This window comes from Qipengyuania sp. CAU 1752 (assembly GCF_054482615.1).
Map to the genome: position 1 here is coordinate 593,026 of NZ_JBTLRE010000001.1, position 26,329 is coordinate 619,354.

The 26,329-nt window shown below is 61.6% G+C and carries 25 protein-coding genes; 10 read left to right on the forward strand and 15 right to left on the reverse strand.

Going from position 1 to position 26,329, the window contains the following annotated elements:
- Positions 1-7: 7 nt before the first annotated feature.
- On the reverse strand, positions 8-727 hold the full coding sequence (locus ACXYL9_RS02880; RefSeq protein WP_459038083.1) for a CoA transferase subunit A: 720 nt from the start codon (positions 725-727) through the stop codon (positions 8-10).
- Between the two features lie 429 nt (positions 728-1,156).
- Between ACXYL9_RS02880 and ACXYL9_RS02885 the strand changes: the two genes are divergently transcribed.
- Positions 1,157-3,475, forward strand: a complete 2,319-nt coding sequence (locus ACXYL9_RS02885) for a CDC48 family AAA ATPase (RefSeq protein ID WP_459038084.1) — start codon at positions 1,157-1,159, stop codon at positions 3,473-3,475.
- Between the two features lie 4 nt (positions 3,476-3,479).
- On the opposite strand, the gene ACXYL9_RS02890 is transcribed toward ACXYL9_RS02885, so the two are convergent.
- Both ACXYL9_RS02890 and polA read right to left on the reverse strand, forming a co-directional pair.
- Positions 3,480-4,562 carry a mechanosensitive ion channel family protein gene (locus ACXYL9_RS02890; RefSeq protein WP_459038085.1) on the reverse strand — a complete coding sequence of 361 codons (1,083 nt, stop codon included), beginning with the start codon at positions 4,560-4,562 and terminating at the stop codon, positions 3,480-3,482.
- Between the two features lie 57 nt (positions 4,563-4,619).
- Positions 4,620-7,457 carry a DNA polymerase I gene (gene polA, locus ACXYL9_RS02895; RefSeq protein ID WP_459038086.1) on the reverse strand — a complete coding sequence of 946 codons (2,838 nt, stop codon included), beginning with the start codon at positions 7,455-7,457 and terminating at the stop codon, positions 4,620-4,622.
- Between the two features lie 252 nt (positions 7,458-7,709).
- On the opposite strand from polA, the gene ACXYL9_RS02900 reads away from it, so the two are divergent.
- Positions 7,710-7,952, forward strand: coding sequence for a hypothetical protein (locus ACXYL9_RS02900; protein ID WP_459038087.1), 243 nt, complete (start codon positions 7,710-7,712; stop codon positions 7,950-7,952).
- A gap of 112 nt (positions 7,953-8,064) precedes the next feature.
- Here the strand turns inward: ACXYL9_RS02900 and ACXYL9_RS02905 are convergent, their stop codons facing one another.
- Together ACXYL9_RS02905 and ACXYL9_RS02910 are read right to left on the reverse strand one after the other, a co-directional pair.
- Complete coding sequence (locus tag ACXYL9_RS02905; RefSeq protein ID WP_459038088.1) at positions 8,065-9,084, reverse strand: serine hydrolase; 1,020 nt, start codon at positions 9,082-9,084, stop codon at positions 8,065-8,067.
- A gap of 133 nt (positions 9,085-9,217) precedes the next feature.
- Entirely contained in the window at positions 9,218-9,625 is a 408-nt protein-coding gene (locus tag ACXYL9_RS02910) for a baeRF12 domain-containing protein (protein ID WP_459038089.1), read from the reverse strand.
- Between the two features lie 209 nt (positions 9,626-9,834).
- Between ACXYL9_RS02910 and ACXYL9_RS02915 the strand changes: the two genes are divergently transcribed.
- On the forward strand, positions 9,835-12,111 hold the full coding sequence (locus tag ACXYL9_RS02915) for a DUF305 domain-containing protein (protein ID WP_459038090.1): 2,277 nt from the start codon (positions 9,835-9,837) through the stop codon (positions 12,109-12,111).
- Here the strand turns inward: ACXYL9_RS02915 and ACXYL9_RS02920 are convergent.
- Both ACXYL9_RS02920 and ACXYL9_RS02925 read right to left on the reverse strand, forming a co-directional pair.
- Positions 12,108-13,220: a copper resistance protein B gene (locus tag ACXYL9_RS02920; protein ID WP_459038091.1), complete on the reverse strand. Its 1,113-nt coding sequence runs from the start codon at positions 13,218-13,220 to the stop codon at positions 12,108-12,110. The genes ACXYL9_RS02915 and ACXYL9_RS02920 overlap by 4 nt on opposite strands.
- Positions 13,220-14,926: a copper resistance system multicopper oxidase gene (locus tag ACXYL9_RS02925; protein WP_459038092.1), complete on the reverse strand. Its 1,707-nt coding sequence runs from the start codon at positions 14,924-14,926 to the stop codon at positions 13,220-13,222. Before ACXYL9_RS02925 ends, ACXYL9_RS02920 begins: the two co-directional genes overlap by 1 nt.
- Before the next feature lie 51 nt (positions 14,927-14,977).
- On the opposite strand from ACXYL9_RS02925, the gene ACXYL9_RS02930 reads away from it, so the two are divergent.
- Genes ACXYL9_RS02930 through ACXYL9_RS02940 form a run of 3 tightly spaced genes read left to right on the forward strand, consistent with a single transcriptional unit; the run spans position 14,978 to position 16,431 of the window.
- Positions 14,978-15,259 (forward strand): metal-sensitive transcriptional regulator, encoded by a 282-nt coding sequence (locus tag ACXYL9_RS02930; RefSeq protein ID WP_459038093.1) that lies wholly within the window; start codon positions 14,978-14,980, stop codon positions 15,257-15,259.
- A 13-nt stretch (positions 15,260-15,272) separates the two neighbouring features.
- Positions 15,273-15,770 (forward strand): YybH family protein, encoded by a 498-nt coding sequence (locus tag ACXYL9_RS02935; RefSeq protein WP_459038094.1) that lies wholly within the window; start codon positions 15,273-15,275, stop codon positions 15,768-15,770.
- Between the two features lies 1 nt (position 15,771).
- Positions 15,772-16,431, forward strand: a complete 660-nt coding sequence (locus ACXYL9_RS02940) for a DUF2231 domain-containing protein (RefSeq protein WP_459038095.1) — start codon at positions 15,772-15,774, stop codon at positions 16,429-16,431.
- Positions 16,432-16,480: 49 nt separating this feature from the next.
- Here the strand turns inward: ACXYL9_RS02940 and ACXYL9_RS02945 are convergent, their stop codons facing one another.
- On the reverse strand, positions 16,481-17,098 hold the full coding sequence (locus tag ACXYL9_RS02945; protein WP_459038096.1) for a DUF305 domain-containing protein: 618 nt from the start codon (positions 17,096-17,098) through the stop codon (positions 16,481-16,483).
- Between the two features lie 91 nt (positions 17,099-17,189).
- Here ACXYL9_RS02945 and ACXYL9_RS02950 point away from each other — a divergent pair, with 91 nt between their 5' ends.
- Together ACXYL9_RS02950 and ACXYL9_RS02955 are read left to right on the forward strand one after the other, a co-directional pair.
- Positions 17,190-17,636, forward strand: a complete 447-nt coding sequence (locus ACXYL9_RS02950; RefSeq protein ID WP_459038097.1) for a hypothetical protein — start codon at positions 17,190-17,192, stop codon at positions 17,634-17,636.
- On the forward strand, positions 17,633-18,043 hold the full coding sequence (locus ACXYL9_RS02955) for an ion channel (RefSeq protein ID WP_459038098.1): 411 nt from the start codon (positions 17,633-17,635) through the stop codon (positions 18,041-18,043). The genes ACXYL9_RS02950 and ACXYL9_RS02955 overlap by 4 nt, the downstream gene beginning before the upstream one ends.
- A 66-nt stretch (positions 18,044-18,109) precedes the next feature.
- Here the strand turns inward: ACXYL9_RS02955 and groL are convergent, their stop codons facing one another.
- Both groL and groES read right to left on the reverse strand, forming a co-directional pair.
- On the reverse strand, positions 18,110-19,762 hold the full coding sequence (groL, locus tag ACXYL9_RS02960) for a chaperonin GroEL (RefSeq protein WP_459038099.1): 1,653 nt from the start codon (positions 19,760-19,762) through the stop codon (positions 18,110-18,112).
- A 53-nt stretch (positions 19,763-19,815) separates the two neighbouring features.
- Positions 19,816-20,103, reverse strand: a complete 288-nt coding sequence (gene groES, locus ACXYL9_RS02965; RefSeq protein ID WP_459038100.1) for a co-chaperone GroES — start codon at positions 20,101-20,103, stop codon at positions 19,816-19,818.
- A gap of 273 nt (positions 20,104-20,376) precedes the next feature.
- Here groES and ACXYL9_RS02970 point away from each other — a divergent pair, with 273 nt between their 5' ends.
- Positions 20,377-21,216 carry a mechanosensitive ion channel family protein gene (locus tag ACXYL9_RS02970; protein WP_459038101.1) on the forward strand — a complete coding sequence of 280 codons (840 nt, stop codon included), beginning with the start codon at positions 20,377-20,379 and terminating at the stop codon, positions 21,214-21,216.
- Here ACXYL9_RS02970 and ACXYL9_RS02975 read toward each other — a convergent pair.
- The 4 genes from ACXYL9_RS02975 to ACXYL9_RS02990 form a co-directional block, all read right to left on the reverse strand.
- On the reverse strand, positions 21,194-22,615 hold the full coding sequence (locus ACXYL9_RS02975; RefSeq protein WP_459038102.1) for an MATE family efflux transporter: 1,422 nt from the start codon (positions 22,613-22,615) through the stop codon (positions 21,194-21,196). The genes ACXYL9_RS02970 and ACXYL9_RS02975 overlap by 23 nt on opposite strands.
- Positions 22,616-22,813: 198 nt before the next feature.
- Complete coding sequence (gene rplL / locus ACXYL9_RS02980; RefSeq protein ID WP_459038103.1) at positions 22,814-23,188, reverse strand: 50S ribosomal protein L7/L12; 375 nt, start codon at positions 23,186-23,188, stop codon at positions 22,814-22,816.
- A gap of 67 nt (positions 23,189-23,255) precedes the next feature.
- Positions 23,256-23,771 (reverse strand): 50S ribosomal protein L10, encoded by a 516-nt coding sequence (rplJ, locus tag ACXYL9_RS02985; protein ID WP_459038104.1) that lies wholly within the window; start codon positions 23,769-23,771, stop codon positions 23,256-23,258.
- 325 nt (positions 23,772-24,096) lie between these two features.
- Positions 24,097-24,342 (reverse strand): hypothetical protein, encoded by a 246-nt coding sequence (locus ACXYL9_RS02990; protein ID WP_459038105.1) that lies wholly within the window; start codon positions 24,340-24,342, stop codon positions 24,097-24,099.
- Between the two features lie 179 nt (positions 24,343-24,521).
- Here ACXYL9_RS02990 and ACXYL9_RS02995 point away from each other — a divergent pair, with 179 nt between their 5' ends.
- The gene (locus ACXYL9_RS02995; protein WP_459038106.1) at positions 24,522-25,232 is read left to right on the forward strand and encodes a DUF4956 domain-containing protein; all 711 of its coding nucleotides are present in this window, start codon (positions 24,522-24,524) and stop codon (positions 25,230-25,232) included.
- On the opposite strand, the gene ACXYL9_RS03000 is transcribed toward ACXYL9_RS02995, so the two are convergent.
- Positions 25,229-26,293: a hypothetical protein gene (locus ACXYL9_RS03000; RefSeq protein ID WP_459038107.1), complete on the reverse strand. Its 1,065-nt coding sequence runs from the start codon at positions 26,291-26,293 to the stop codon at positions 25,229-25,231. The genes ACXYL9_RS02995 and ACXYL9_RS03000 overlap by 4 nt on opposite strands.
- Positions 26,294-26,329: the final 36 nt, after the last annotated feature.

The window sequence follows — 26,329 nt, forward strand, 5'->3', positions numbered from 1 at the left end:
CGCCCGGTCAGGCCGCCTCTCTTTCGCGGGTAGTGCGAAATTCGATTCTCTTGTCGTAAGGTGCGCCTACGATCATGCGCTGGACGAATACGCCGGGCAGGTGAATCGCGTCGGGGTCGAGCGAACCGGCGGGCACGATTTCCTCGACCTCGACAACACAGACCCTGCCGCAGGTCGCGGCAGGCACGTTGAAATTGCGTGCGGTCTTGCGGAACACCACATTGCCGGTCTCATCAGCTTTCCATGCCTTGACGATGGCCAGGTCGGCAAAGATACCGCGCTCGAGGATATAGTCCTCGGGCCCGTCCCCGGTGTCGAACTGCTTGACCTCCTTGCCCTCGGCGACCTGCGTTCCGACCCCGGTCTTGGTGTAGAAGCCTGGAATCCCCGCGCCGCCGGCGCGCATCCGTTCGGCCAGCGTCCCCTGCGGGCAGAATTCGACCTCGAGCTCGCCGGACAGGAATTGCCGCTCGAATTCCTTGTTCTCGCCGACATAGGAACTGATCATCTTGGACACCTGCTTGGTCCGGAGCAGCTTGCCGATCCCTTCATTGTCGATGCCGGCATTGTTGCTGGCGAAGGTCAATTGTTTGACTCCGCTGTCGCGGATTGCGTCGAGCAGCCTTTCGGGAATACCGCATAGGCCGAACCCGCCGCTGGCAATCAGCATGTTGTCTCTCAGCAACCCGTCGAGGGCTGCGTTGGCATCGGGATAGAGTTTCTTCATGGCTCTCCGCGCTCGATAGCAAGTTGGAACAGCCCTTTAGTCCGATGTTCCAGTGCTGTCACGCTACGGTATCGGTCAACCGTCAGGTCCAGCTGGCCTAGCCTTCCTTCGTGAACCAGAAGAGACGAATCAGTTGCAAAAATGACTGCGGCCACAGTCACTTGCTGCATATTAGTTGCGCTCTATGCAACTGACATGCGCCTTTTCGCACTTGCACAATTTTGCCCCACCCAGCATATCGGGCGGGCCTTTCAGGCATCCTCTCCCAAACTTTCAAGCCCGGTTGGTTCGTCCAACCGGGCTTTTTTCTTGCGCCGTGCGCGATGGCTTCGGGACGCGCAAATCTCCTTTCGCATTTGCAAGCTGAGCCTGCGGTTCCTAGCTAGGTTTTCCGACAGCAATTACGATATGCGAAAAGGACCAAGGCGAATGGCGGAAGCGGACAGCGCGGTAGACGACAAGCAGGTCCGGCTCCAGGTCGCCGCCGCCCGCCAGGAGGAAAGCGGCCAGGGCATAGCCCGGATGCCACGATCGGCATTCAAATCGCTCGGGATCACCGAAGGGGACGTGGTCGAGATCGAAGGCAAGCGCCCGACCGTCGCCATTGCCATGGCCGCCTATACCGAAGACCAGGCGCTGGAGGTAGTCCGGCTCGACGGACTCCAGCGTGGCAATGCCGAAGCGGCATCGGGCGAACACGTCATCATCCGTGCGGTAGAGGTACGTCCGGCAACGAGGGTCGTATTTGCGCCGGCCAGTCGCGAGATCCGGCTGCAGGGACCGACCCAGGCATTGAAGCGCAACTTCTTTCGCAAGCCGCTGGTGGCCGGCGATCTTGTCGCCACAACCGGGCAACAGCCGGTGCAGAACATGCCGCCCGAAGTGCGCCGCATGTTCAATGCGCCCGCCTACGCCCTGACCCAGATTCGCCTGCGTGTCGTGTCCACTGTCCCCAAGGGCGTGGTTCACATCGACGAGAATACCGAGGTCGAGCTGCGCACCGAGTTCGAGGAGGCGAAGGTCGGCCGCGCGGTTGTCAATTATGATGATGTCGGCGGGATCGACGATACCATCCAGCAACTGCGCGAAATGGTCGAACTTCCGCTGCGCTATCCGGAATTGTTCACCCGGCTCGGCGTTGATCCGCCCAAGGGCGTTCTGCTGCACGGTCCTCCGGGAACGGGCAAGACTCGCCTGGCACAGGCTGTCGCCAATGAAAGCGATGCCGATTTCTCGATCATCAACGGCCCGGAGATCATGGGTTCGGGCTATGGCGACAGCGAGAAAGCGCTGCGCGAAGTGTTCGAGAATGCGGCCAAGAATGCGCCCGCCATCATCTTCATCGACGAGATCGATTCGATCGCGCCCAAGCGCGACCGGGTTTCGGGCGAGGCCGAGAAGCGGCTGGTGGCGCAATTGCTGACGCTGATGGACGGGCTCGAATCGCGCGCCAACGTCGTGGTCATCGCCGCCACCAACCGGCCCGAGGCCATCGACGAGGCGCTCCGCCGTCCCGGCCGGTTCGACCGCGAAATTATCATAGGCGTGCCCGACGAGACCGGGCGCCGCGAAATCCTCAGCATCCATACCCGCGGTATGCCGCTGGGTGACGCGGTCGATCTCAAGGAACTCGCGCGCATGACCTACGGCTTTGTCGGGGCCGATCTTGCCGCGCTTGCGCGCGAGGCGGCGATCGACGCAGTGCGCCGCATCATGCCGCGGATCGACCTCGACGCGCGCGAGGTGCCGCAGGATGTGCTCGACGAACTATGCGTCGAGCGGGACGACTTCCTGTCGGCGCTCAAGCGGATCCAGCCCTCCGCAATGCGCGAGGTGATGGTCCAGGTACCCAATGTGGGTTGGGACGATATCGGCGGGGTCGACGATGCCATCGAGAAGCTGAAGGAAGGCATCGAACTTCCGCTCAAGAACGAGGAAGCCTTCCGCCGCCTTGGCATTCGTCCGGCCAAGGGCTTCCTGCTGTTTGGCCCGCCCGGAACCGGCAAGACCTTGCTGGCCAAGGCCGTGGCGAAAGAGGCCGAGGCCAATTTCATCTCCATGAAGAGCAGCGACCTGCTGTCGAAATGGTATGGCGAAAGCGAGCAGCAGATCGCCAAGATGTTCCAGCGCGCCCGCGCCGTGGCGCCGTGCGTATTGTTTATCGACGAGATCGACAGCCTCGTGCCCGCGCGCGGAACGGGGCAGGGCGAACCACAAGTCACAGGTCGGGTCGTCAACACGATCCTGGCCGAGATGGACGGGCTGGAGGAGATGCAGTCGATCGTCGTCATCGGGGCGACCAATCGCCCGGCACTGATCGACCCTGCCCTGCTGCGCCCCGGCCGGTTTGACGAGTTGGTCTATGTCGGCACGCCCGACCTCAAGGGCCGCGAGCAGATCCTGGGGATACACACCGACAAAATGCCGTTGGCCAGCGATGTCGACCTGGCAAAATTGGCAAAGAAAACCGAACGGTTCACCGGTGCCGACCTCGAAGACGTGGTCCGCCGCGCGGGGCTCAACGCGCTGCATCGTGCCGGTGCCGAGGTGCAAGAGGTCGCTGAGGAAGACTTTGTCGAAGCGCTGAAGGATTCCCGCGCGACCGTGACCAGCAAGATGGAAGAAGAGTACAAGAAAATGCGCGGCGAGTTGAAAAAGCGCGCGGCCACCGTGCAGCCGATCGGTTTCATCCACGAAGGCATGGTTGAGTCGGTCCGCGATCGCAAACACGGCCCGTCGGAAGAGTAGGGGGCTAGGGCTCGTCGGCCTTGGGGTGCCCGTGCGGAACCTCGAGCCGGTGGCGGATCAGGGCTTCTTCCTGGTTCTCGCGCAGCCAGGCCAGCATGTGTTCGCGTAGATCACAGCGCAGCTTCCAAAGGTCGCCGATGGCGGACGAACTGACCGACAGGCGTAGTTCCACGCTTTCCGGATAGGCATTGGTCATCAGCAGCACGGCGGTCCGCTGGTCCCACAGCGGGTGCTGGGCGACATACCGTTCAAACTCCGCCCTGATGGGGCCGACATCGGCAATCGGATCGAGATGCAGGAACACAGGGCCGGTCAGCATTTCGCTCTGGCGCGACCAGTTCTCGAAGCTTTCGTCGAGGAAGCGGCTGGTCGGCACGATGATCACCCGCTCGTCCCAGGTGCGCACGGTGATGAAGCTCATGCGCATTTCTTCGACACGGCCGGTGTGGCCGTCGACCATCACCAGGTCGCCAATCCGCAAGGGCTCTGTCAGCGCCATCTGCAACCCGGCAATCAGGGACTTGAGCGCCGGTTGTGCCGCTGCACCTACTGCCAGAGCGGCAAGACCGGCCGATGCCAGCAGCGTGGTGCCGATATCGCGCACGCCCGGAATGCCGAGCATCATCAGGCCGACGGTGATAAAGACGATGGCGAAGGTCGCACTACGTGACAGGATCGCGATCCGCGTCTTGCGGCTGCGCATCGTCGCGACGTCGTCATTGTAGCTCTCGAGCCTATATTCGAGGGCGGCGGTGAACGCCTTGACCAGCGTAAAGGCGATCCAGCCCAGGAGAGCCGGACGGACGAAACGCGCAATCGGCTCCCAGACAGAGGCCAGCATCGTGTTGGCCTCGGCCACCAGCGTAACCGCAATGGCGATCAGCGCCCATTTGACGGGCTTCTCGATCTTCTTGATGACCATTGTGTCGACCGGGGTCGACGATGCGCGGGCGAGCTTGTGAGCGAGGGTGAAGGCCATCCGCCAGGCGAAATAGGCGACAATAACGGCGACGGTCAGGATCAGGGCGGATTCGCCGATCTGCATCCATTCGACGTGCCAGTTCCGCGGATCGTATCGTTCGAGCATGGTATTCCACCTATTTGGGATGGGATGGGCTTTCAACCTTGCCGGCGAATTGGTGACCTAATGCGCCGCGTCCCAACTGGGGCCGGTTCCGATCTCGATCCCCAGCGGCACCGATAACTCGACCGATGGCAAAGCTGCCTCAGCCATGACCCGCTCGATCACCGGGCTGGCTGCGGCCACATCTCCCTTGGGCAGTTCGAAGACGAGTTCATCATGGACCTGCAGCAGCATCCTGACATGGCCCAGTCCGGCATCGGTCAATGCCGCATCCATGCGCGCCATGGCACGTTTGATGATATCGGCGCTGGTGCCTTGAATCGGCGCGTTGATCGCAGCCCGCTCGCTGCCCTGACGTTCGGCCTGGTTCTTTGAACTAATGCGCGGGAACCAGGTCTTGCGACCGAACAGGGTCTCGGAATAACCGCATTCGCGGACCCGCTCGAGCGTTTCCGCAATATAGCGCTGGATGCCCGGAAAGCGCTGGAAATAGGTGTCGATCATGGCCTGTGCCTCGTCGGCTTCGACCCCCAGCCGTCCTGCAAGCCCCCACCGCGAGATGCCATAGAGGATAGCGAAGTTAATGGTCTTGGCCTGAGCGCGGGTATCGCGGTCGACCGTGCCATACATCTCGCGCGCGGTACGGTTGTGAATGTCCTCGCCTGAAGCAAAGGCGTCCTTGAGCGTATCGACATCGGCCATATGCGCCGCCAGCCTCAGCTCGATCTGCGAATAGTCAGCGGCCAGCAGGACATTGCCTTCATCGGCCACGAAGGCTTCGCGGATCTGCCGTCCGATCGGGGTCCGGATGGGAATGTTCTGCAGATTGGGATCGGTTGAACTGAGCCGGCCGGTCTGCGCGCCGACCAGTGAATAGCTGGTGTGTACCCGCCCGGTCTCGGGGTTAATGGCGGCTTGCAAGGCATCGGTATAAGTCGACTTGAGCTTGGTCAGCTGGCGCCATTCGAGCACCTTGTCGGCAATCTCGGCCCCGCCTGCCGAGAGCTTCTCCAGTACGGCCTGGTCGGTCGAAAACTGTCCGCTCTTGCCCTTGCGTCCGCCCTTGTGGCCGAGCTTGTCGAACAGGATATCGCCCAATTGCTTGGGACTGCCAACAGTGAATTCCTGTCCGGCAAGGCCGTGGATTTCGCCTTCGAGGCGAGCGGTTTCGTGGGCGAATTCCTCCGACAGCCTGGCCAGCCGCGCGCGGTCGACCTTGATGCCGCGCCGCTCCATCCGGGCGACTACGGGGATCAGCGGGCGGTCGACCCGCTCGTACACGCGGGCCGCGTTCTCGGTAGTTAGCCGGGGCTTGAGGAACTGGTGCAATCGCCAGGTTACGTCGGCATCTTCGGCAGCATATTCGGTCGCCTTGTCGAGCGGGACTTCGCCAAACGGTATCTGCTTCTTGCCGGTGCCGCACATTTCCTTGAAGGTCAGGCAGGTGTGACCCAGGTGCCGCTCGGACAACTCGTCCATGCCGTGCCCACCGACCCCGGCTTCGCCGCGCCCGGCATCCAGAGCGAAGCTCAATATCATGGTGTCGTCGATCGGCGCGACCGCGATACCGTTGCGCGCCAGCACGTTAAGATCATATTTGATATTCTGCCCGATCTTCAGCACCGCGTCGCTTTCGAGCAGTGGCTTGAGCATGACCAGCGCGCGCTCCATCGGCAATTGCTCGGGCCGCTCGGAGAACATGTCGCTGCCGCCATGGCCGAGCGGGATGTAGCAGGCCTCGTTCGGTCCTGTTGCAAGGCTGACCCCGACCAGGTCACACAGCATGCAGTCGAGCGAACTGGTCTCGGTATCGACCGCTATGGTTCTCGCCGTGAAGCATTTTTCGATCCAGTGGGCGAGGCGTTCTTCGCTCTGGACGGTTTCATAGGCGCTGCGGTCTACAGCCGGAAATTCGGGCAGGGGCTGACGATTGCCCTCGGGCGTGCTTGCCACGCCCTTGGTGCCGGCGGTCGCCGGCCCCAGATCATTGCGGCGTTCGGGACTTCCCGATCCTGCATCGAGCCGGCGCAGCAGCGAAGTGAAGCCATGCTTTTCGAGGAAGGCTGCCAACGGTTGCGGCGGGATCTTCTCGATCTTCATATCGTCGATCGCGATCGGCAGCGGGCAATCTTCGCGCAAGGTGACCAGCACCCGGCTCAACTCGGCGTCGGCCCGGTGTTCGAGCAGCCGTTCCTTGAGCTTGGATTTTTTCATGCCATTAGCGGCGTCGAGCGCGGCGGTGAGTGAGCCATGCTCCTGGATCAGCTTGGTCGCGGTCTTGGGGCCGACGCCATAGATGCCGGGAATATTGTCGACGCTGTCACCCATCAGCGCGAGCACGTCGCCGACGAGCTCCGGGCCGACACCGAACTTCTCCTCGACTTCCGCGGTGCCGATCCGCGCGCTCTTCATCGTGTCGAGCATATCGATCGCGCCAATGCCGTCGCCGCCGGGACCGACCAATTGCATCAGATCCTTGTCCGACGAAACGATGGTCACGTCCCAACCCCTTTTCGCCGCATCGCGGGCGTAGGAGGCAATCATGTCGTCGGCTTCGACGTTCTCTTCCTCGATCAGCGGCAGGCTGAAGGCGCGCGTGGCATCGCGGATCAAGGGAAACTGCGGCACCAGGTCGTCGGGCGGAGGAGGACGGTTGGCCTTGTACTGGTCGTAGATCTCGTTGCGGAAAGACTGGCTCGACTTGTCGAGAATCACGGCTAGGTGAGTCGGTCCCTCGGCCTTGTCGAGATCATCGGCCAGCTTCCACAGCATCGTCGTATAGCCGTAGACCGCTCCTACCGGAGTGCCTTCGGGATCGGTCAGTGGGGGAAGCCGGTGATAGGCGCGAAAGATATAAGCCGAGCCATCGATCAGGTAGAGATGCTGTTTGTCTGCCATGAACCCCTGCTAGCAGGGCCGCCAAGGCAGGGCAGCGAAAAAATGCTCTTGTGAGATCATGGCAGAAAAACGGCGGAAATCAGGCGGCCACGATAAGAAAAAGGCATAAATAAGGCGAATTGTGGCGAATTCGCTTGCGCTGCCACATTGCCGCCACTATTTATCAAGGCAGAAGCTGGACCCTTGCGGGAAGGTTTCGCCGCCCGGGCATCATGCCTGGGGGATCCACTCGCTAGAGTAAGGAATATTTTTATGCGTAAGATCATTCTCGCCGCTGCTGTTGCCGGCGCTGCCCTGACCATCTCGGCTTGCTCGGAACAGACCGAAGAAGCCACCGAAGCTGCTGCCGATTCGGCTGCTGCTGACATGGAATCGGTTGCTGACGACGTGTCGGCTGACGTTGAAGGCGCTACCGCCGACGCTGAAGCTGCTGCTGAAGGCGCTGCTGTCGACGCTGCAAACGAAGTCGAAGCTGAAGCCAACGAAGCTGAGTAATCGCTTCTAGCTTCGGTTTTGCCGAAACGAAGAGGGCGGTGCCGTTAGGCGCCGCCCTTTTTCTTTGTCATCTATCTGCAATGCGCTAGCCACGAGGCTGGCGCGGCCGAGCCTATTCGCCGCCGTAATTTGCCCCGGCGTATTGCCGGTTGTCGGCCCCAGTGGAATATCCATCATAGAGCGCGCGGGCGATCGAGGCGATCTTGGCCTCACGCTGGCCTCGCGTACCTTGGCCGGTGACATAGATTGCCACCGCAAAAGCGCGGCCGTTGGGCATCTTGATGATGCCGACATCGCTTGACGTATTGTTGAGCGAACCGGTCTTGTGCAGCACTTGCGCGGATGACGGGATCATGGCCGGTATGCGCCGCGTACCAGTGCGGGTCCGGCTCATCGCGCCGAGCAGCACCTGTCGACTCTCCGCCGAAAGAAAGCGGCCCTGGTACAAGCCCGATAGCAGATCGACCATTGCTTTCGGCGTCGCGCTGTCGCGCAGATCGATATGCTTGGCCGGGTCAAACTCTCCGTCGTCGCGAACGAGGGTCGCAATATCGCGATCGATGCTGAATTCGCGGATACCGTTGCGCCGGGCCCATTCGTTGACTGCAGCCGGACCTCCGACGACCCGCAACAGGGCGTCAGTCGCAGGATTGCTGGAACGGGTGATCATGATCTCGATCAGGTCTATCGCCGGCATATAGCTGCCCTTGCGAACGGGAGCGGCGGCGGAAGAAAACTTCGCCGACTGGACCGGCACCATCAGCGGATATTCGCTGGTCAGGCTCCACCGGCCTCGCTCGACCCCTTCAAGGAAAGTCGCTGCGATCGCAATCTTGCTGGTGCTGGCCATGGGGAAGCGCTGATCCCCGAGAATGGAGATTTCCTCGCCGCTGACGAGGTCGATGGCGGCGACGCCAATGCGTCCATCAGAGCCATCCGCAAGCCGCGCAATGCGTTGCGCAAACGGGCTTTCGTAGCGCGCTTCGAAGCTTTTCGGCGCACGAACATCGGTGCCGAAGGTCCGATCAAAAGCAGCTTCAAGCGCGTTCGACTGGGCGTTGGCAGCCGGAGCCACCAAGGTGGCGGCAAATGCCGATGCTGCCGCAGCAAGCCTGAAAATGCGCGTCGTCATGTTGCTATCGTTAGACCCCTCATGGTTTTCAGGAGATTAATGGCGGGCGGACGATCACGCAATTGCAAATGTGGCAGGCTGTGACCCCCCTGCGACCGGTCGCACCGGCAGGAAGGTCCAGCCCGCCAAGGCATCAGGCAGCCTCAATGGATTTGGCGATCCTTTCTATCGGTTCGCCCGTCATTGTCTTGCCGATCTCGCCGACCAAGCGTTTTTCGAGCTCGCCGTGATAATGTCTGCGCATTTCACCCAAGGTCTTGGGGTCGGCGATGATCAGAAGATCGTCCATATCATTGGCGATGGCCTTGCTGTTGAGCCATTCCGCAACCGCTGCACCGTGGGCAAGCTCTTCGAGCTGGGTGCGGCCGTGGCGCTGGCCGATGTCATCCTGGTGGCGCACGCCAGCCGAATAGTTCGAGGCCTTGAGGTCGGGTTCTTCGACAACTTCAAGCCGCGGGTCCAGCGGCTGCCCGACATTCTTCATGACGATGAATCGCTCTCCATCCACGACTGCGACATGGGCGTTGTGGGGACATTTCATATACGTGTTTCCTCCTTGGTTACTGACTACAACGAACGAGCGGGCAAAATGTTGCGTCGATGGCGAAGGCAAAGCCTTCGAATGTGCTACGAGGACTGATTGCACTTGGCGGACCGCGATAGGCTGTCTGTCGATTGGCGCTTCGCCTTGCGCCGCCTACACATTCAGGTGCAAGGCCTGATCAAGACACAATACGGGGACGCAGTTCAATGAATTCGACAGTCTTTCGCGGCGCCGCCGCTACGCTCCTGCTCGGCGTTTCGAGCATGGCTTTGGCCCAGGCGCCGGGTAGACCGACCATCGTGCAGCCAGGCGCACCGGGCGAACAACCGCGACTTATCAGCGCCGAAGACGCGACCCGGCTCGCCGACACCAGCTACGCTCCCGGCGACGTGAAGTTCATGCAGGGCATGATCGTCCATCACCGGCAGGCAGTCGAGATGGCCGAGCTGGTCGATGGTCGCACGAATAACACTGATATCGTTGCGCTGGCCGGTCGAATCCTGGCCAGCCAGGCCGATGAGATCCGCTTCATGACCGACTGGCTCGAAGCGCGCGGCGAAACGGTGGCGATGCCGGCAAAGCCTGCTGCGCAGGGCGAACATGCCGGGCATCGCGATGCCCATGCCGGTCATGGTGACATGAAGGGCATGGCCAGCCCGGCCGAGATGACTGCTCTGGCGAAGGCAAATGGCACCGCCTTCGATCGTCAATTCACCGCATTGATGATCCGTCATCACCGGGGTGCACTCGACATGGTGAATGACCTGCATGACGAACCCGGAACGGCCTACGACCCGGTGATGTTCGAATTCACCAATGATGTCGTGAGCGACCAGGAAGCGGAAATCGAGCGGATGAACGTGCTGCTGGCAGGGCTTTCCACCGATCCCCGCGCGACTCTTTCAGCCGGCTTCCGTGATGCCGGTGAAGCGGTACTCAACCTGCGCAAGGTCGTATCGCTGGCCAAACCCACGGGCTTCTTCGATCCCGCCAACCCGGCAGGACTGCAGCCTGAAAAGCCTAAGAAGGACAGCGGCAAGGACGATGCGGATACTGCAAAAGCAGCCACCAAGTCCGAGGCCGAGGACGGCGAGAAAGATCCCTCCAAGCCAAGCTTCGCAAAGCGCGGTTCGCTGCTCAGCTTTGCCAATACCGACATCGCCTTTTCGGGCGACCTGATGGTCGCGGGCAATTACCATGGATTTAATGCTTACCGCTTGGTTGAAGACGGCCAGCCTGAACTTGTCAGTTCGGTGGTGTGTCCCGGCGGCCAGGGTGACGTCTCTATCGTCGGCGATATCCTGCTGATGAGCGTGCAGGACAGCCGCGCGCGGATCGATTGCGGCCTGGGCGGAGTGCAGGGGCGTGTCAGCCAGGACCGGTTCCGCGGTCTGCGCATATTCGACATCTCCGACATCACTCGGCCGAGGCAGGTCGGCATCGTCCAGACCTGCCGCGGCAGCCACACCCACTCGATTGTCTCGGCTGACGATCGCCGGATCGTGGTCTACAACTCGGGCACGTCCTATGTTCGCGAGGAAGAGGAACTGCCTGGCTGTATCGGCGATGTCGCTGGCGACGAGCGCACCGCGTTGTTCAGCATCGATGTCATCGAAATCCCGTTGGCCGATCCTTCTAAGGCACGCATCGTCGACAGCCCTCGCGTGTTTGCCGATTACGAGACCGGCAATATCGCCGGCCTTTGGCGCGGCGGCGATCACGGGGAAGGGACGCAGGACACCAACGAAACCAACCAGTGTCACGATATTACCGTTTTCCCGGCCAAGAATCTCGCGGCCGGTGCCTGCTCGGGCAACGGCATCATCTTCGACATTTCCAACCCGCTTGCCCCCAGGCGGATCGACGATGTGACCGACAAGGGTTTTGCTTATTGGCATTCCGCCACGTTCAACAATGACGGAACCAAGGTACTGTTTACCGACGAATGGGGCGGTGGCGGGCGCCCGCGATGCCAGGCCGGCGACCCGGTCAATTGGGGGGCCAATGCAATCTACGAAATCGTCGATGGCGAGCTGGCATTCCGCAGCACCTACAAGCTGCCCGCGCCGCAGGGCGACAAGGAAAACTGCGTCGCACACAACGGATCGATCATACCGGTCCCGGGGCGCGATATCTTCGTCCAGGCCTGGTACCAGGGCGGGGTCAGCGTGATCGACTTCACCGATGCCACCAAACCGGTCGAGATCGCCTATTTCGATCGCGGCGCGGTCGACAAGGACCAGCTTATCACCGGTGGTTACTGGTCAGCCTATTGGTACAAGGGTCGCATCTACGCCAGCGAGATTGCCCGCGGGCTGGACGTATTCGCGCTCGAACCCAGCACCTTCCTCACCGCCGAGGAAATCGCCGCAGCAGAGGCCGCGATCTATCCGGGCGGGGTCTTCAATCCGCAAACCCAGACCCAGGTAACCTGGCCCGATGAAGTGGTCGCCGCCGCAGTCGCCAGCCGCAAGGGCGGCTAGAACCAGGCCCGTATGCCCGCAAGCAGAGCGAAGCCGTGCGTATCCTCGCCATTGGCGCGAGCGATATCCGCGGTTTCGCCCAGCTTGGCTTCGTAGCCGACGCCAATATAGGGCGCGAATTCACGGGCAATCTCGTAGCGCAGGCGAAGCCCGGGCTCGACCTTGGTCAGGCCCGCACCCAGTTCGCGCTCGGGAATATCCTGCGCCGAAAATTCCAGCTCAACCCGCGGTTGCAGGATCAGCCGTTGGGTAATCTTCTGGTCGTACTCGCCCTCGACTCGCGCGGTCAGGTCGCCGCGGTCGGACAGGAACAGCGCGCCGTCGACGTGGAACATGTAGGGCGCGAGGCCCTGTACGCCCAAGACGAGGTGACTACGCGTTTCGGGCTCTAGATCGAGCCGGGCGCCTGCCTGCAGGTCAAAAAATGGACCGATGGCGCGGCTGTAGAGCAGCTGTACCTCGGCATCCTCGACGCCGTGGCCAAATTCGCCTTCGCCTTCCGACTTGACGAATGCGCGGTTGAGGTCGCCACCATACCAGCCCTGGACATCCCAGGTGTAACCTTCCTCGCCGTCACTGAAGCGTGTCTCCAGCCGCTCGACCATGATCGTGCCGGTGGTCATGCCGCCGTTCTCCCTGGCAAGCTGCCGGCGCGCAGGGGCCATGGCTTGCTCTCCCCACAGTACATCGGCAGCGTGGCGTGGTCCTTCGAATGCACGCGGGGGCGGGGGCATATCGGTGACCGCAGGCGCGCCATGGCCCATTGCCGCGTGGTCGACCGCGTCATCCTGCGCCGCTGGCTCATTCGCGCCATGCCCCATCGCGCTGTGGTCCACCTTCTCGACCGGTTCGGCAGCGGGTTGAGCCGGAGCCATCTGGTGCCCTGCATGGGGGTCGATGGCGGGCTTTTCCGACGTAGGTGCATGACCGGCGTGGGGATCGGTTGCCGGCTTGGCCGGGGCGGGCGCATGCCCAGCGTGCGGGTCCGGGGCCGGTGCTTGTGTCGGGGCAGGGGTGGGCGCAGGCGTGTGACCGGCATGATCGTCATGCGATTGGGCCGACAGTGGCGATGCGAGCGCGAGCGTAAGCGCGACGAGTGGCAGGCGCATCAGCTTTTCTCCGGAAACGGGCGAACTGTTACGACCTGCATCATGCCGGCGTGCATGTGATAGAGCAGGTGGCAATGAAAGGCCCAGTCGCCCGGCTCGTCGGCGGTCAGATCGAAGGTGGCCGAACTGCCCGGCTGGACCACCAGCGTGTGCTTGCGGGGCTGGTGCATGTTGTGCTCGCCGCCATTGACCAGCTCGAAGAAATGACCGTGCAGATGGATCGGGTGCGCCATCATCGTATCGTTGACCAGCTTCACTCGCACCCGCTCGTTATAGGCAAAGCGGATCGGATCGTCGGTGACGGAAGTGAACTTCTTGCCATCGAACGACCACATGTAGCGTTCCATGTTGCCCGTCAGGTGGATCTGCATGGTCCGCTCTGGCATCCGGTGCGGGTTCATCTTCTTCGACTTGAGATCGGTGTAACGCAGCACTCGGTGATCGACCTTGTCGAGGCCGAGGCCGGGGAAATCCATCCGGTCGACCGGCATGGGCGCGATCATGTCGACGCCCGGGCCCACGGTTACGTCAGGTGGTACGAGGCTCTTGTCGCGCATGGAGTGGTCCATGCCCTCCATTCCCGCCATCGCACCCATCCCCATGTCGGCCATTGTCAGTGTCACCGGTTCGCGCAGCGGCGGCGGCGAAGCCTTGTGTCCGGGATGCGCGGTCAGGCTGGCAACGCCCATTCCCGACCGATCCATCGCCTCGGCGACCAGCGCATGGCTGCCATCGGGCGGTGAAACGACTACGTCGTAAGTCTCGGCCACTCCGATCTGCAATTCGTCCACCGCGACATCTTGGACGTCCTGGCCATCGGCCTGGATCACCGTCATCGGCACGCCCGGAATACGCACGTTGAAGAAGGTCATGGCCGAACCGTTGATGATGCGCAGGCGCACCTTTTCGCCCGGCTTGAACAGGAATTCGAGATTGTCTGCCGGGCCATGGCCGTTGATCAGGAAAGTATAGGTCTCGCCTGTCACGTCGGAGATATCGCGCGGGTTCATCCGCATCTTGCCCCACATCCGGCGATCCTCGCCCGACATCTCGCCTTCGGTGGCGGTCTGCATCTGGCGGTTGAAATAATGCTCGCCGACCTTGAGCTTGCGCATGATGGTGTGGGGGTGGAGCGGCGTGAATTCGCTGAGCAGGACCACGTAATCGCGGTCGAACCGCTCGTCCGAGCCGTCCTTGGCCTCGATCACCACCGGACCATAGTGGCCCATCTGTTCCTGCAGGCCGGAATGGCTGTGCCACCAGTAGGTGCCGGCCTGCCGGACGGGGAATTCATAGCTGAAGGTTTCGCCCGGCCGGATGCCGGGGAAGCTGACGCCTGGCACACCGTCGAACTGGAACGGCAGGAGCAGGCCGTGCCAATGGATCGAACTGTCCTCGTCCAGGTGGTTGGTGACATTGAGCCTGACGTCCTGCCCTTCGCGCAGGCGGATCAGCGGGCCGGGGATCATGCCATTGACCGCAATCGCGTGACCGCTGCGCCCGCCGGTGGCAAAGCGCGCATGGCCGATCGACAGATCGATCTGTTCGCCGGACAAGCTGCCGATGCCCTTCTTCGCCTCGCGCAGTGAACCGCCCTTGGCCCACGCTGGAGAGGGCAGGGCAGATGCCGCGGCGAGCGCTGCCGAACTGCTGATAAGGCTCCGGCGTGACAGCATCGGAGATCGTGACTTGATGATATGCGTCATGTGAGGCTATATATACCCCCCTAGGGTATTTAGGAAGGGGTCTTTTGGACCATGTCTGACACCATACCATCGCCTGATCAGGCCACCGTAAACCGGTTGCAGCGCATCGCCGGCCAAGTTCATGGCGTGGCGCGGATGATCGAGGAAGACCGCTACTGCATCGATATTCTGACCCAGCTTGCAGCCGTGAAATCGGCGTTGGGCAAGGTCGAAAGCGCCGTCTTGAAGAAACACGCCGCGTGCTGCGTGAACGAGGCGATTGCCAGCGGCGATGAAACCGAGCAGCGCGAGAAATTCAACGAATTGATCGAGTTGATCGAGAAAAGAAAATAACGGGAGACCACATATGAAGACCTTCAGGACCTTCGCCGCATGTTCGGCTGCTGCTCTGACGGCGGCGATACCGGCGGCTTCGACGGCCCAGACGACGGCCGACACCACGGAAAAGCATGCCCATGTGATGCACTCGCCAGAAGCAGTGCTGACAGCTTACCGGGATGCGCTGGTCGCGCTCGATCTCGAAGCGGCAGGCATCAACTTCGCCGAAGATTCGAGCATCTTCGAGAACGGCAAGCCCGAGGGCAATTGGGCCAATTACGCCGAGAAACACCTGGGGCCGGAACTGGGCCACTTCCACAGCTTCACCTTCCCTGCCTACGATGTCGATCTGCGGCAGGACGGCCACTATGCCTTCGGCGAAGAACGCTACACCTATCGCATCGAACTGCATGATGGGCGTATCGTAGAGCGCGAAGGCGTAGCGACGAGCGTGCTGCACCACACCGATGATGGCTGGAAAATCATTGTCTATCACAGCTCGGGCAGGCCGCCGAAGCGGTCGTGACATGAGCTTGCGACTGATCCGGGAGTCCGAACGCGTCTGGCTCCTGCTGCTAGCTTGCATCCTTGCAGCGGTGGCAGGGAGCATGGCGATGGCCCATGGCACCGAGAAGCATGGCGAGGAAACCAAGGCGGCAGCGGCGGAGATGCCGGTGATCCCTGCCACTGGCGCAGAAGCGATGGACCACTCCGCCATGGCTCAGCAGGATATGGTCGAGCATGGCGAGGTTCTGGTCGACGAAATCGCGGAGCCTGCTGCGAAGGGTTCCTTCTGGGCCAATATTCACCCGGCAACGGTCCATTTTCCAATTGCCCTGTTCATCGTCGCAGGCATGGTTGAAGCACTCAATATGCGGCGGCGACGCGAACGCCTGAGCGCTGCGGTGGATGTGATGGTGGTTGCCGGCGCCCTCGGTGCGGTGATCGCCGCCACGTTTGGCTGGGTTCACACCGGCCTGTGGCTGGGCGGCGACGCGGCCATGAATTGGCACCGTTGGATCGGCACGGGCCTGGCCCTTGTCGGAGCGCTAGCCGCTTGGCTGGCCATCAGGGACGGGGGCCGGACGGGTCTCAGGATTGCCCTGCTGCTCCTGGTCGCAGGGGCGGCAGTGCAGGGATATCTCGGCGGAGAAATCTCTCACGGGGTCGGCCATCTGGGCTTCTAGCCGAACAAATCTGGCGGGGGCCGGACATTCGGCCCCCGCCAGATGTCATTTAATCGCCGACCTCGACGTTATCGCGAATTTCCGGCGTTACAGGCTTCTCCAGCGCCTTCTTGGCTTCATCTAGGAGCTCGGGCGTCAGTTCGGCCGTGCGCGGCGGGAGTGGAGTGCCATCGCCCTGCTTGCCGTTACGCTCGATATCCTCGAGCAGCAGTTTCATCATGGCGATCTCCTTGACCTGCGCCTTGATGATGTCGTCGGCCAGCTTGCGAACGCGCGGATCGCTGATGTCGCCTTTTCGTGCATTGTTAATCGCGATCGAGTGATGCGGGATCATCGACTGCATGAATTGTTCGTCACCGATCAGGACCTGCTGGCGATTGATGGTCAACAAGCCGACAAAGGCGATGGCCGCTCCGACCAATACCATCCATTTCTTGGTCGCATCGTCATACATCTTCCACATGAAGGCGAGCATGATGGCGACCATCGAAGCGCCAGAAACCAATGAAGCCATGAGGCGGTTCAGGCTGAAGGTCAGGTGGCTGCCTTCGTAAACCAGCTGGTGCATCAGCACGAACATCACTGCCGTTGCAGTGGCGATCATGGCGAAAAAGGTGGTCCAGCTGCCTGAATGCTTGGAGCCGGAATGGGAACTGTGTTCAGTCATTGCGCTTTACTCCCCTGTATTGCTGGCCTCAAAACACCCCCCGGGGGTATCGGGTTCCAAGAATTTGCCCAAGGCTTGGACAAAGGGGGGAATGATGCAGCGGCTTGATCGGCCCGAAAATTGGCTCGCGCTGATGGGCTTTCTCATCGCTTTCGCATGGGAAATGTTGCAGATGCCGTTCTTCCAGACGAACGATCTGAGCAGCTGGCAGCAGACCAAGAATTGCGCGCTTGCATCGTTTGGCGATGCCGGGATTATGGTCTTTGCCTATCTTGGCGCGCGCTGGATTTCGAACGACCAATATTGGCTTCACGCCGTCCGCCCGGCGCCCTTGGTGACCTATCTCGCTACCGGCCTGGCGATCACGCTGGCTGTCGAGCTGCTCGCCGTGCGCGTGCCGTGGGGGTGGGAGTATAGCGCGCTCATGCCGAAATTCGCGGGGGTGGGCCTGGTCCCGATCGTGATGTGGATCGTTGTCCCCCTGGCGGCACTGGCGCTGGCTGCGCGGCTCACCCAAACCAGAGGATTGCTCAAATGATACTTCAAATTGCGATTGCCGTGCTTGCCGTCATGCTGGCCGGGGCGCAGCACTTGCTCGTGATGGGCAAGACATACAGCGCCGTACAGGCGACGATTTGGCCGCGCTGGGCGCGTTTCCAGGGCGTCTTGCTGGCAGCCACACTCGGCCAGTGCATCGCGGCGCTGATCTTTGCCGTGGCCTATCAGCTTTCCCATGCTGCCGGGCTCGGCGGGTTCGAGAAGGTCGCATTTCCGCCGTTCCTCAACCTGTTTTCCTTCTCGATGGTCAATTTGACCACCCTCGGGCTCGGTGACCTCGTGCCGACCGTCCAGCTCAAATTCCTGGCCGGGATAGAGGCTATGACCGGCTTCCTGCTGATTAGTTGCTCTGCCTCGCACGTGTTTCAGGTCATGAAGAACGACTGACCAAAGAAAGGCCCGGCGGAATCGCTTCCGCCGGGCCTGCTTGTGTCATTGGATGACGCTCTGGGCTTAGAAGCCCATGCCGCCGCCCATGCCGCCCATGCCGCCCATATCGGGCATGCCGCCACCGGACGACTTGTCTTCCGGAATTTCCGAAATCGTCGCTTCGGTGGTGATCAGCAGGCCGGCCACCGAAGCTGCATCCTGCAGCGCAACACGGACGACCTTGGTCGGGTCGATCACGCCGGCCTTGACCAGGTCTTCATAGGTGTCGGTCGCAGCGTTGAAGCCCTGCGTTTCGTCGTTTTCGCGCAGCAGATTGCCCGAAACGACCGCGCCATCATGACCGGCATTGGTGGCAATCTGACGCACCGGAGCGATGATCGCCTTGCGGACGATGTCGATCCCGCGGGTCTGGTCGTCGTTTTCGCCCTTCATGCCCTCGAGCGCCTTGGTGGCGTAGAGCAGAGCGGTACCGCCGCCCGGGACGATGCCTTCTTCGACCGCAGCGCGGGTCGCGTGGAGCGCATCGTCGACACGGTCCTTGCGTTCCTTCACTTCGACTTCCGAAGAGCCGCCAACCTTGATCACGGCAACGCCGCCGGCCAGCTTGGCCAGACGTTCCTGCAGCTTTTCCTTGTCGTAATCGCTGCTGGTGTTGTCGATCTGGGTGCGGATTTCGTTGACGCGGGCCTTGATGTCGCTCTCGTCACCGGCACCGTCGACGATGGTGGTGTTGTCCTTGTCGATGGTGACACGCTTGGCTTCGCCGAGCATGCCCAGGGTGACGTTTTCGAGCTTGATGCCGAGGTCTTCGGAGATCATCTCGCCCTTGGTCAGGATGGCGATGTCCTGCAGCATGGCCTTGCGGCGATCGCCGAAGCCCGGTGCCTTGACCGCAGCGACCTTGAGGCCGCCGCGCAGCTTGTTGACGACCAGGGTCGCCAGCGCTTCGCCTTCGATGTCCTCTGCGATGATCAGCAGCGGACGGCCCGACTGGACGGCCGCTTCGAGGATCGGCAGCATCGCCTGCAGGTTCGACAGCTTCTTCTCGTGGATCAGGATGTACGGGTTTTCGAGTTCGACCGTCATCTTTTCCGGGTTGGTGATGAAGTAGGGGCTGAGGTAGCCGCGATCGAACTGCATGCCTTCGACGGTCTCGAGTTCGAATTCGAGGCCCTTCGATTCGTCGACGGTGATCACGCCTTCCTTGCCGACCTTTTCCATCGCTTCGGCGATTTTCTCGCCGACTTCACGATCGCCATTGGCCGAGATGATGCCGACCTGGGCGATTTCAGCCGAACCGGCGACGTCCTTCGAACGCGCCTTCAGGTTCTCGACGACCTTGGTAACGGCAAGATCGATGCCGCGCTTGAGATCCATCGGGTTCATGCCGGCAGCAACCGACTTCATGCCTTCGCGCACGATCGCCTGGCCGAGCACGGTGGCAGTGGTGGTGCCATCACCGGCAAGATCGTTGGTCTTGCTGGCAACTTCGCGCAGCATCTGCGCGCCCATGTTCTCGAACTTGTCCTTGAGTTCGATTTCCTTGGCGACGGTAACGCCGTCCTTGGTGATGCGCGGTGCGCCGAAGCTCTTGTCGATCACGACGTTGCGGCCCTTGGGGCCGAGGGTGACCTTGACGGCATTGGCGAGCGTATCGACGCCCCGCAAAATGCCTTCGCGCGCTTCGCGGCCGAACTTTACGTCCTTGGCAGCCATTGTGTTTCTCCTGGAATTCGGTGGGTATCTGAAAAAGCGGTGCGATCAGCGGATCAGGAAATGATCCCCATGATGTCGCTTTCCTTCATGATCAGCAGGTCTTCGCCGTCGACCGAAACTTCGGTGCCGGACCACTTGCCGAACAGCACGCGGTCGCCAGCCTTGACGTCGAGCGGGGTGATGGTGCCGTCTTCAGCCTTGGCGCCAGAGCCAACCGAGACGATTTCGCCTTCGCTTGGCTTTTCCTTGGCGCTGTCGGGAATGATGATCCCGCCGGCGGTCTTTTCTTCGGCTTCGATGCGACGGACCAGAACGCGGTCGTGCAGGGGACGAAATGCCATTTATATGACCTTTCAATGAGGTTGAACATATTGGCACTCTCTGATCGAGAGTGCCAGCAGAGGGCATTTGGGTGCGCCCTTGCTTCGAGTCAACAAGCGTTCAGGAATATTTTCGAGCTGGCGGCCAGCGCGAGAAGCGGGGGTGGCCATGCGGGTTCATTTTCCCTACCCGCTGCCACCGAAGATCGCGTTCGATCCGCCGATTGCAAGGGCTGACTTCGTCAATGCTCAAAGACAATGCGGATCTGCGCCGACAGATCGATGGGATAGCAAGTGACACAGAACGAAGCCCTCGCCAATGCGCTCACCGTGCCAGAACAGATCCTCTACTGGCTCAAGCTGCACGTAGTTGAAATTGCCGGTGCCTTCGCGGTGCTGGTGATCGGCCTGCTGCTGGCCGGCTTTCTCAGCCGCTGGGTCGAGCGCAGCCTGACGCGCTCTCCCCGGTTCGAGCCGACGGTGGCGATATTCCTGTCCAACATGGTCAAATACGCGCTGTGGGCGCTGGTGCTGGTTACTGTCCTGTCGCAGTTCGGGGTGGAGACAACCAGCATCCTTGCAGCGCTGGGTGGCATGGCGCTGGCCATCGGCCTCGCTTTGCAGGGTACACTCAGCAATGTCGCTTCAGGGGTGATGATCCTGGTCCAGAAGCCCTTCAAGGTCGGCGAAGCTATTCAGGCCGGCTCGATCACCGCGGTGGTCCAGAATATCGGCCTGTTCACGACCGAGCTGAAGCAGTTCGACGGGCTGTTCGTGATGGTCCCCAATTCCGAGCTCTGGAACAAGCCAATCATCAATTTCCACCGCCACCCGGTACGTCGTTTCGAACTGGTCGTGGGTATCGGCTACGGCGACAGCATGGAGCAGGCGCGCGAGGAATTGCTGGCTCTGGCGAGCGCAGACGAGCGGGTTTTGGCCGATCCGGAACCCGTCGCCTTCGTCAATTCGCTCGACGACAGCTCGGTCGGTATCGGCCTCAGGGTCTGGTGCAACACCGGCGATTTCGTCGCGGTCTCGTGGGACCTGACCGAAAAGGCCAAGGCCCGGTTCGATGCGGTCGGTATCTCGATCCCCTTCCCGCAGCGCGAGGTCACACAGAAAGCGGCGGCTTGATAGCGGTTGCTGCTGGCCGGGTGGTCAGTTGCAATCGCTCACGTGCGTTCCAGCGCCAGATCAGCAGCAGGGCGGCAATTGTCAGGCCGGTGGCCAGGCCGATCCATACGCCCATGCCACCAAGCGGCGAGGCAAACCCGAGCCACATCGCCACGCCGAAGCCGGGTAGCCAATAGCTGAAGATGGCAATCCACATCGGCACCCGGGTGTCCTGCAAACCGCGCAGCGCACCTGCCGCTACCGCCTGCAATCCGTCAAACAGCTGAAACGCCGCGGCGACCATCAGGTAGCGTGTGGCAAAGCCGACCAGCACCGCGTTGCGGGCCGCTTCAGGATCGACATAGATCGACAGCAGGGTTTCGGGCGCGAGCACCATGGCAAGCGCGGTCGTTGCCATGAAGCCGGTGCCCATGATGATCGCGCTCCAGCCTGCCCGCTTCATTCCCTCGCTGTCACGCGCACCATAGAAATAGCCGACCCGGATCGTCGCAGCCTGGCCGATGCCAAACGGGATCTGGAAAGCTAGTGCGGCCACTTGCAAGGCGACGGTATGCGCCGCGAGCTGCGCGGCCCCGATATTGCCCATCAGGAATGCCGCAGCGCCGAAAATGCCGGCCTCGGCCGTCACGGTCAGCGCGATTGGCGTGCCGATCCGGACGATCTGTGCGAAGCGCTGCCAATCGGGTGACCACCAGCGTCCCAGCACGTGATAGCGGTGCAAACGGCGATCAAGCCGGATGGCGATAATATAGGCAGCCAGCGTCACCACCGAGGTGATGATTGTCGCGACTGCCGCCCCTTTCAGACCCAGCTCGGGAGCGCCGAGATTGCCGAAGATGAAAGCATAATTGGCCAGCGCGTTGACGAAGATACCTCCGGCGGTGATCGCGGTAGCAAAGATTGGACGACCGAGCGCGGAAACGAAATTGCGCAGCACGCTGGCCAGGATCATCGGCACCAGCGACCAGATCAGCAACAGATTGTAGTCGCGCCCCAGCTCGATGATCAGTTCGTCCTGCCCTGTTGCGCGTGAAATCGGTTCGAGCAACAGGCAAACGCCCATCCCCAGAATGCCCGCAAACACCGAGAGCCACAGCGCCATGCGCGTGGCCCGCCGGACCGGACGCAGGGCCGACGCGCGTTCGCCCAGTTCGGCAGAGATAAGCGGCGCCACCGCACCGGTGAGCGACGACAGGCTCCACAACACCAGGCCGAACAGGGATACCGCCAGTGCCGAAGCCGCCAGCGGCGCTTCGCCCAGCCTGGCAATGAAAATCACGTCGATCGCGTAGATCAGCATCTGCAGCAGGTTGGCGAGCGCCAGCGGCCACGACAGGTTGAAGGTCGCGGCAATCTCGGCTCGCCAGCTACTTGCCGGGTCCACATCGGGCAGCGACATCTGCATGGGGCAAGCCGGATAGGTTGCTCAAGCGGCCAAGGACAGGTCTGGGCTGGCGCGGCAGGCGCGATTACGCCTGTGCTGCGTCCAGCGAGCCACACCAGCGCAGAGTGCGCCATAAGAAAAGGGCGGCACCTTGCGGCACCGCCCTCCTGTCCGCAGGCGCTTCAAGACACCCACGACATTTCTTCAAAAGGCTTACTTGAGCTCGACGGTACCGCCGGCTGCTTCGATCTTGCCCTTGATTTCTTCGGCTTCCGCCTTGTTGACGCCTTCCTTGATCGGCTTGGGCGCGCCTTCGACGAGACCCTTGGCTTCGGTGAGGCCCAGGCCGGTGATGGCACGGACTTCCTTGATCACCTGGATCTTCTTGCCGCCGTCGCCGGTCAGGACGACGTCGAATTCGTCCTTTTCTTCGGCTGCAGGGGCGTCGCCGCCACCGGCCGGGCCAGCGACTGCAACTGCTGCTGCGGCGCTCACGCCCCACTCTTCTTCAAGTGCCTTGGCAAGCTCGGCGGCTTCCATGACGGTCAGCTTCGAAAGTTCTTCAACGAGAGCCTTGATATCGGCCATTGTAATTACTCCAGATTACGTCGGGGCGAATGTGCCCCAATGGAATTTCAGTTCAGCTTGAAACCGCTTACGCTGCTTCTTTGGCGCCCTGGGCACCGAAGACGCGAGCGAGCTTGTTGGCAGGTTCGCTGACAACCCGGGCGATCTTGGTCGCCGGGGCGTTGACGAGGCCCACCAGTGTGCCGCGCAACTCGTCGAGGCTGGGCAGCGAGGCAAGCGCCTTGATCCCGGCTTCATCGAGCAACTTCCCGCCCATCGAACCACCGACGATCTCCAGTCGGTCGTTCGATTTGGCGAAGTCCACCGCCGCTTTCGCAGCAGCAACCGGGTCCTCGGAAAAACCGAGGGCGGTCGGACCCGTCAGCATCTCACTGATGCCTTCGTAGTCCGTGTCCTTCAGGGCGAGCTTGGCCAGACGGTTCTTCGCAACCTTATAGGACGCCCCAGCTTCACGCATCTTCCCGCGCAGTTCGGTGCTAGCAGCAACCGTCAGGCCGAGGTTGCGGGTGATGACCACCACGCCAGCCTCGTTGAAGACCGTGTTGAGCTCGGCGACCGCGTCGGCTTTTTGCGAACGATCCATGCCATACTCCTTCACATATGATCGCATTGCGGATGGCTCCGAAATGCGACCGGCTCACATCGCCACATCGCTCATGCGACATGGCTAATTGTCCATTGATGGGGAAGGAGGACGCAATCGCGTCAGACGGCCGGTTTCCGGATAAAGGAAAGGGCCTGAATTCTCATTTCCCCGCCTAGGCTGCAAATTAAGGTCGGGCGAACCCCGGCCAGCAACTGTCTCGGACGGTGAAACGGCAAACCAAAAAAGGCCCGCCGTTCGGTGGCGGGCCTCTAAGGATTTGTATGGTCCTGTCAACCCTCGACGCAGCGAGGGTCGGCGGAAACTACATGCCGTCAGCCTTGTCTTCGAGCGATTCGGCCTCGGATTCGAGTGCAGCTGCATCGCCTGCGGCGCCAGCGTCTTCGGCCGCGTCAGCCTGCGCTTCGAGCGCTTCTGCCTTCTCGTCGACAACTTCGGCCTGGGCTTCAGTGATGTCGTCGACTTCTTCGCCGACTTCTTCGGCCGGGCCGTCGCAGGCAGCGAGCGTCATGGCGATGGGCAGAGCGGCTACTAGTGCAAGACGTTTCATCAAATTCTCCTCTGGGTGCGAAGCCATGCGGTTGGTCGCCGGCTTTCGCGGGCGCAACTGCTACCGATTAATCGCCGACGCTGCAAGGCGACGTTCGGCTAGCCGGCGTAGACCGAACGGCGCGAACCTTTGGCAATGCCAGGTGTTCGCGCTATGCCCGCCGAAGGGGAGAACGAGTGATGGCATTGCGACTGATGCTGCGACTGACAGCGTTTTACGGGCTTATCACGGGCGCGGTCATTCTGATGATCACCCTGTATCCCGGATTGCGCGATTTCCTGCCGATCGGCGGGGCCCAGACCCTGCTTTCGGCCCCGGCGAGCGACCCGCTGCAGAGCATAAAGATCGGCGCGCATCGGGTGGACAATCTGGGCGGGTCGATCCTGTGGCTGTTCATCGCCGTCGCCGGGGCCTTGCTGACCACGGTACCGATCACCTGGACCTATATGGCGACCCGCAGCCGCAAGGAATTCGACCAGGCGCTTGTCGAAACCATGATCGTGCTGCCAATCGCCGTCACTTCCATCGTGGTTATGGTGCACAACTCTCTGGCACTGGCATTTTCACTGGCCGGGATCGTGGGCGGGGTGCGGTTTCGCAACACGCTCAAGAGTTCGGGCGATGCGATATATATCCTGCTCGCTATCGGCATCGGCTTGGCCGCCGGGATCGGCGCCCTGGAAATCGCGCTCGTGATGACCGTAATGTTCAATTATGCCTTCGTCATGCTGTGGACGATGGACTACGGCGCGGTGGACGGGGCGCACCGTTACTTGCGCCGCGAGCCTCTCGTTGATGCAACCGACGCCGACGACGATGCGGACCCGCGGGACCGTTCAGGGGAAGGCGATTCGGGTCCATCCAAAGCGGAGACGGATCCCAAGGGCTAGCGGCAGCGTGATATAGCCCGTTGTTCCAGCTTTTCCGGATCAGAAGCGATATCGAAGAATGCTTCCAGATAATTGCTCATTTGCCGCCGACTGCCGTCATCGAGCGCGGGGCTGGTAGCAATCTCGCGCATGATGTCCGGGCGTAGGGCTACTAATTTTGCTGCCTCTTCGCGGGCCAGAGGATTGAGGTGGCAGAATCCCCGATACAGCCGCTGACGCACATTGCGGACCGGTAGTTTTTCGCTCGGCATGGCATAGGATGCGTTGACGATCCCCGAATTGTCGAAATCATAGGGCACCGGCACCAAGCCGCTCCTGGCATTCTTGTCGGATGCGAGCAGTTTGGCGTTGTGGCAGCACTCGCCCGAGTTGGGGCCAGCGAGCATCGCGAAGTCGGTGTTGCCAATCATGTATTGGAACATGGCGAAGCGGGCTGCAGCGCGCGTATCGAGCGCAGAGGGGCGGATCGTGCCCGTCGAGATTTCCCTGAGCCCAACCCGCCGCGCCGCGTCGTCGATATCCTCGATCAAGAAACCACGCCGGGTCGTCACGGTGTCGGATCCGTCGCGATAGGTTACCTGTACCAACCGGGCCTTGAGGGCTTGAGGCGTTACCAGCGAATAGAGCCGGTAGGCGATATATTCGCGCATCACCGCAGCTTCGAAACTGTCGCGGTCGCGGCAGTGTGTAACCAGTTTCATCCGGCTCTGCCGCGCAAACAGCGATTGCGGGGCTGGCTTTGCAGCCAGCTCGATACGCATTGGAGGAAAGTCGCAATTGACCCGAATGCGGCGCGAGACACCGCGCGCAGACAACATGATCGCGTGGCTTTCCCCTGCTGCTACCAGCTTGGCCGCATATGGCCTCGTCGAGCGTGGGGCCGCGCGAGCAATAGAGCGCACCGGTCCAATCAGTTCGATCGGGAGAAGTCCGTCTTCAGCAAAAAGAGGCGTTGTTTCCGTGGCTGCGCTGGCGTCCGCAGCATCGTCGGGCGCTGCCCAGACCTGGGTCGGCCCGGACAATGCCAGCGCAGCAAAAGCAAATACGAAACGGATTGCCATTTCAGCCCTCCCCCATTTTCAGGTTCTGCCCCATAG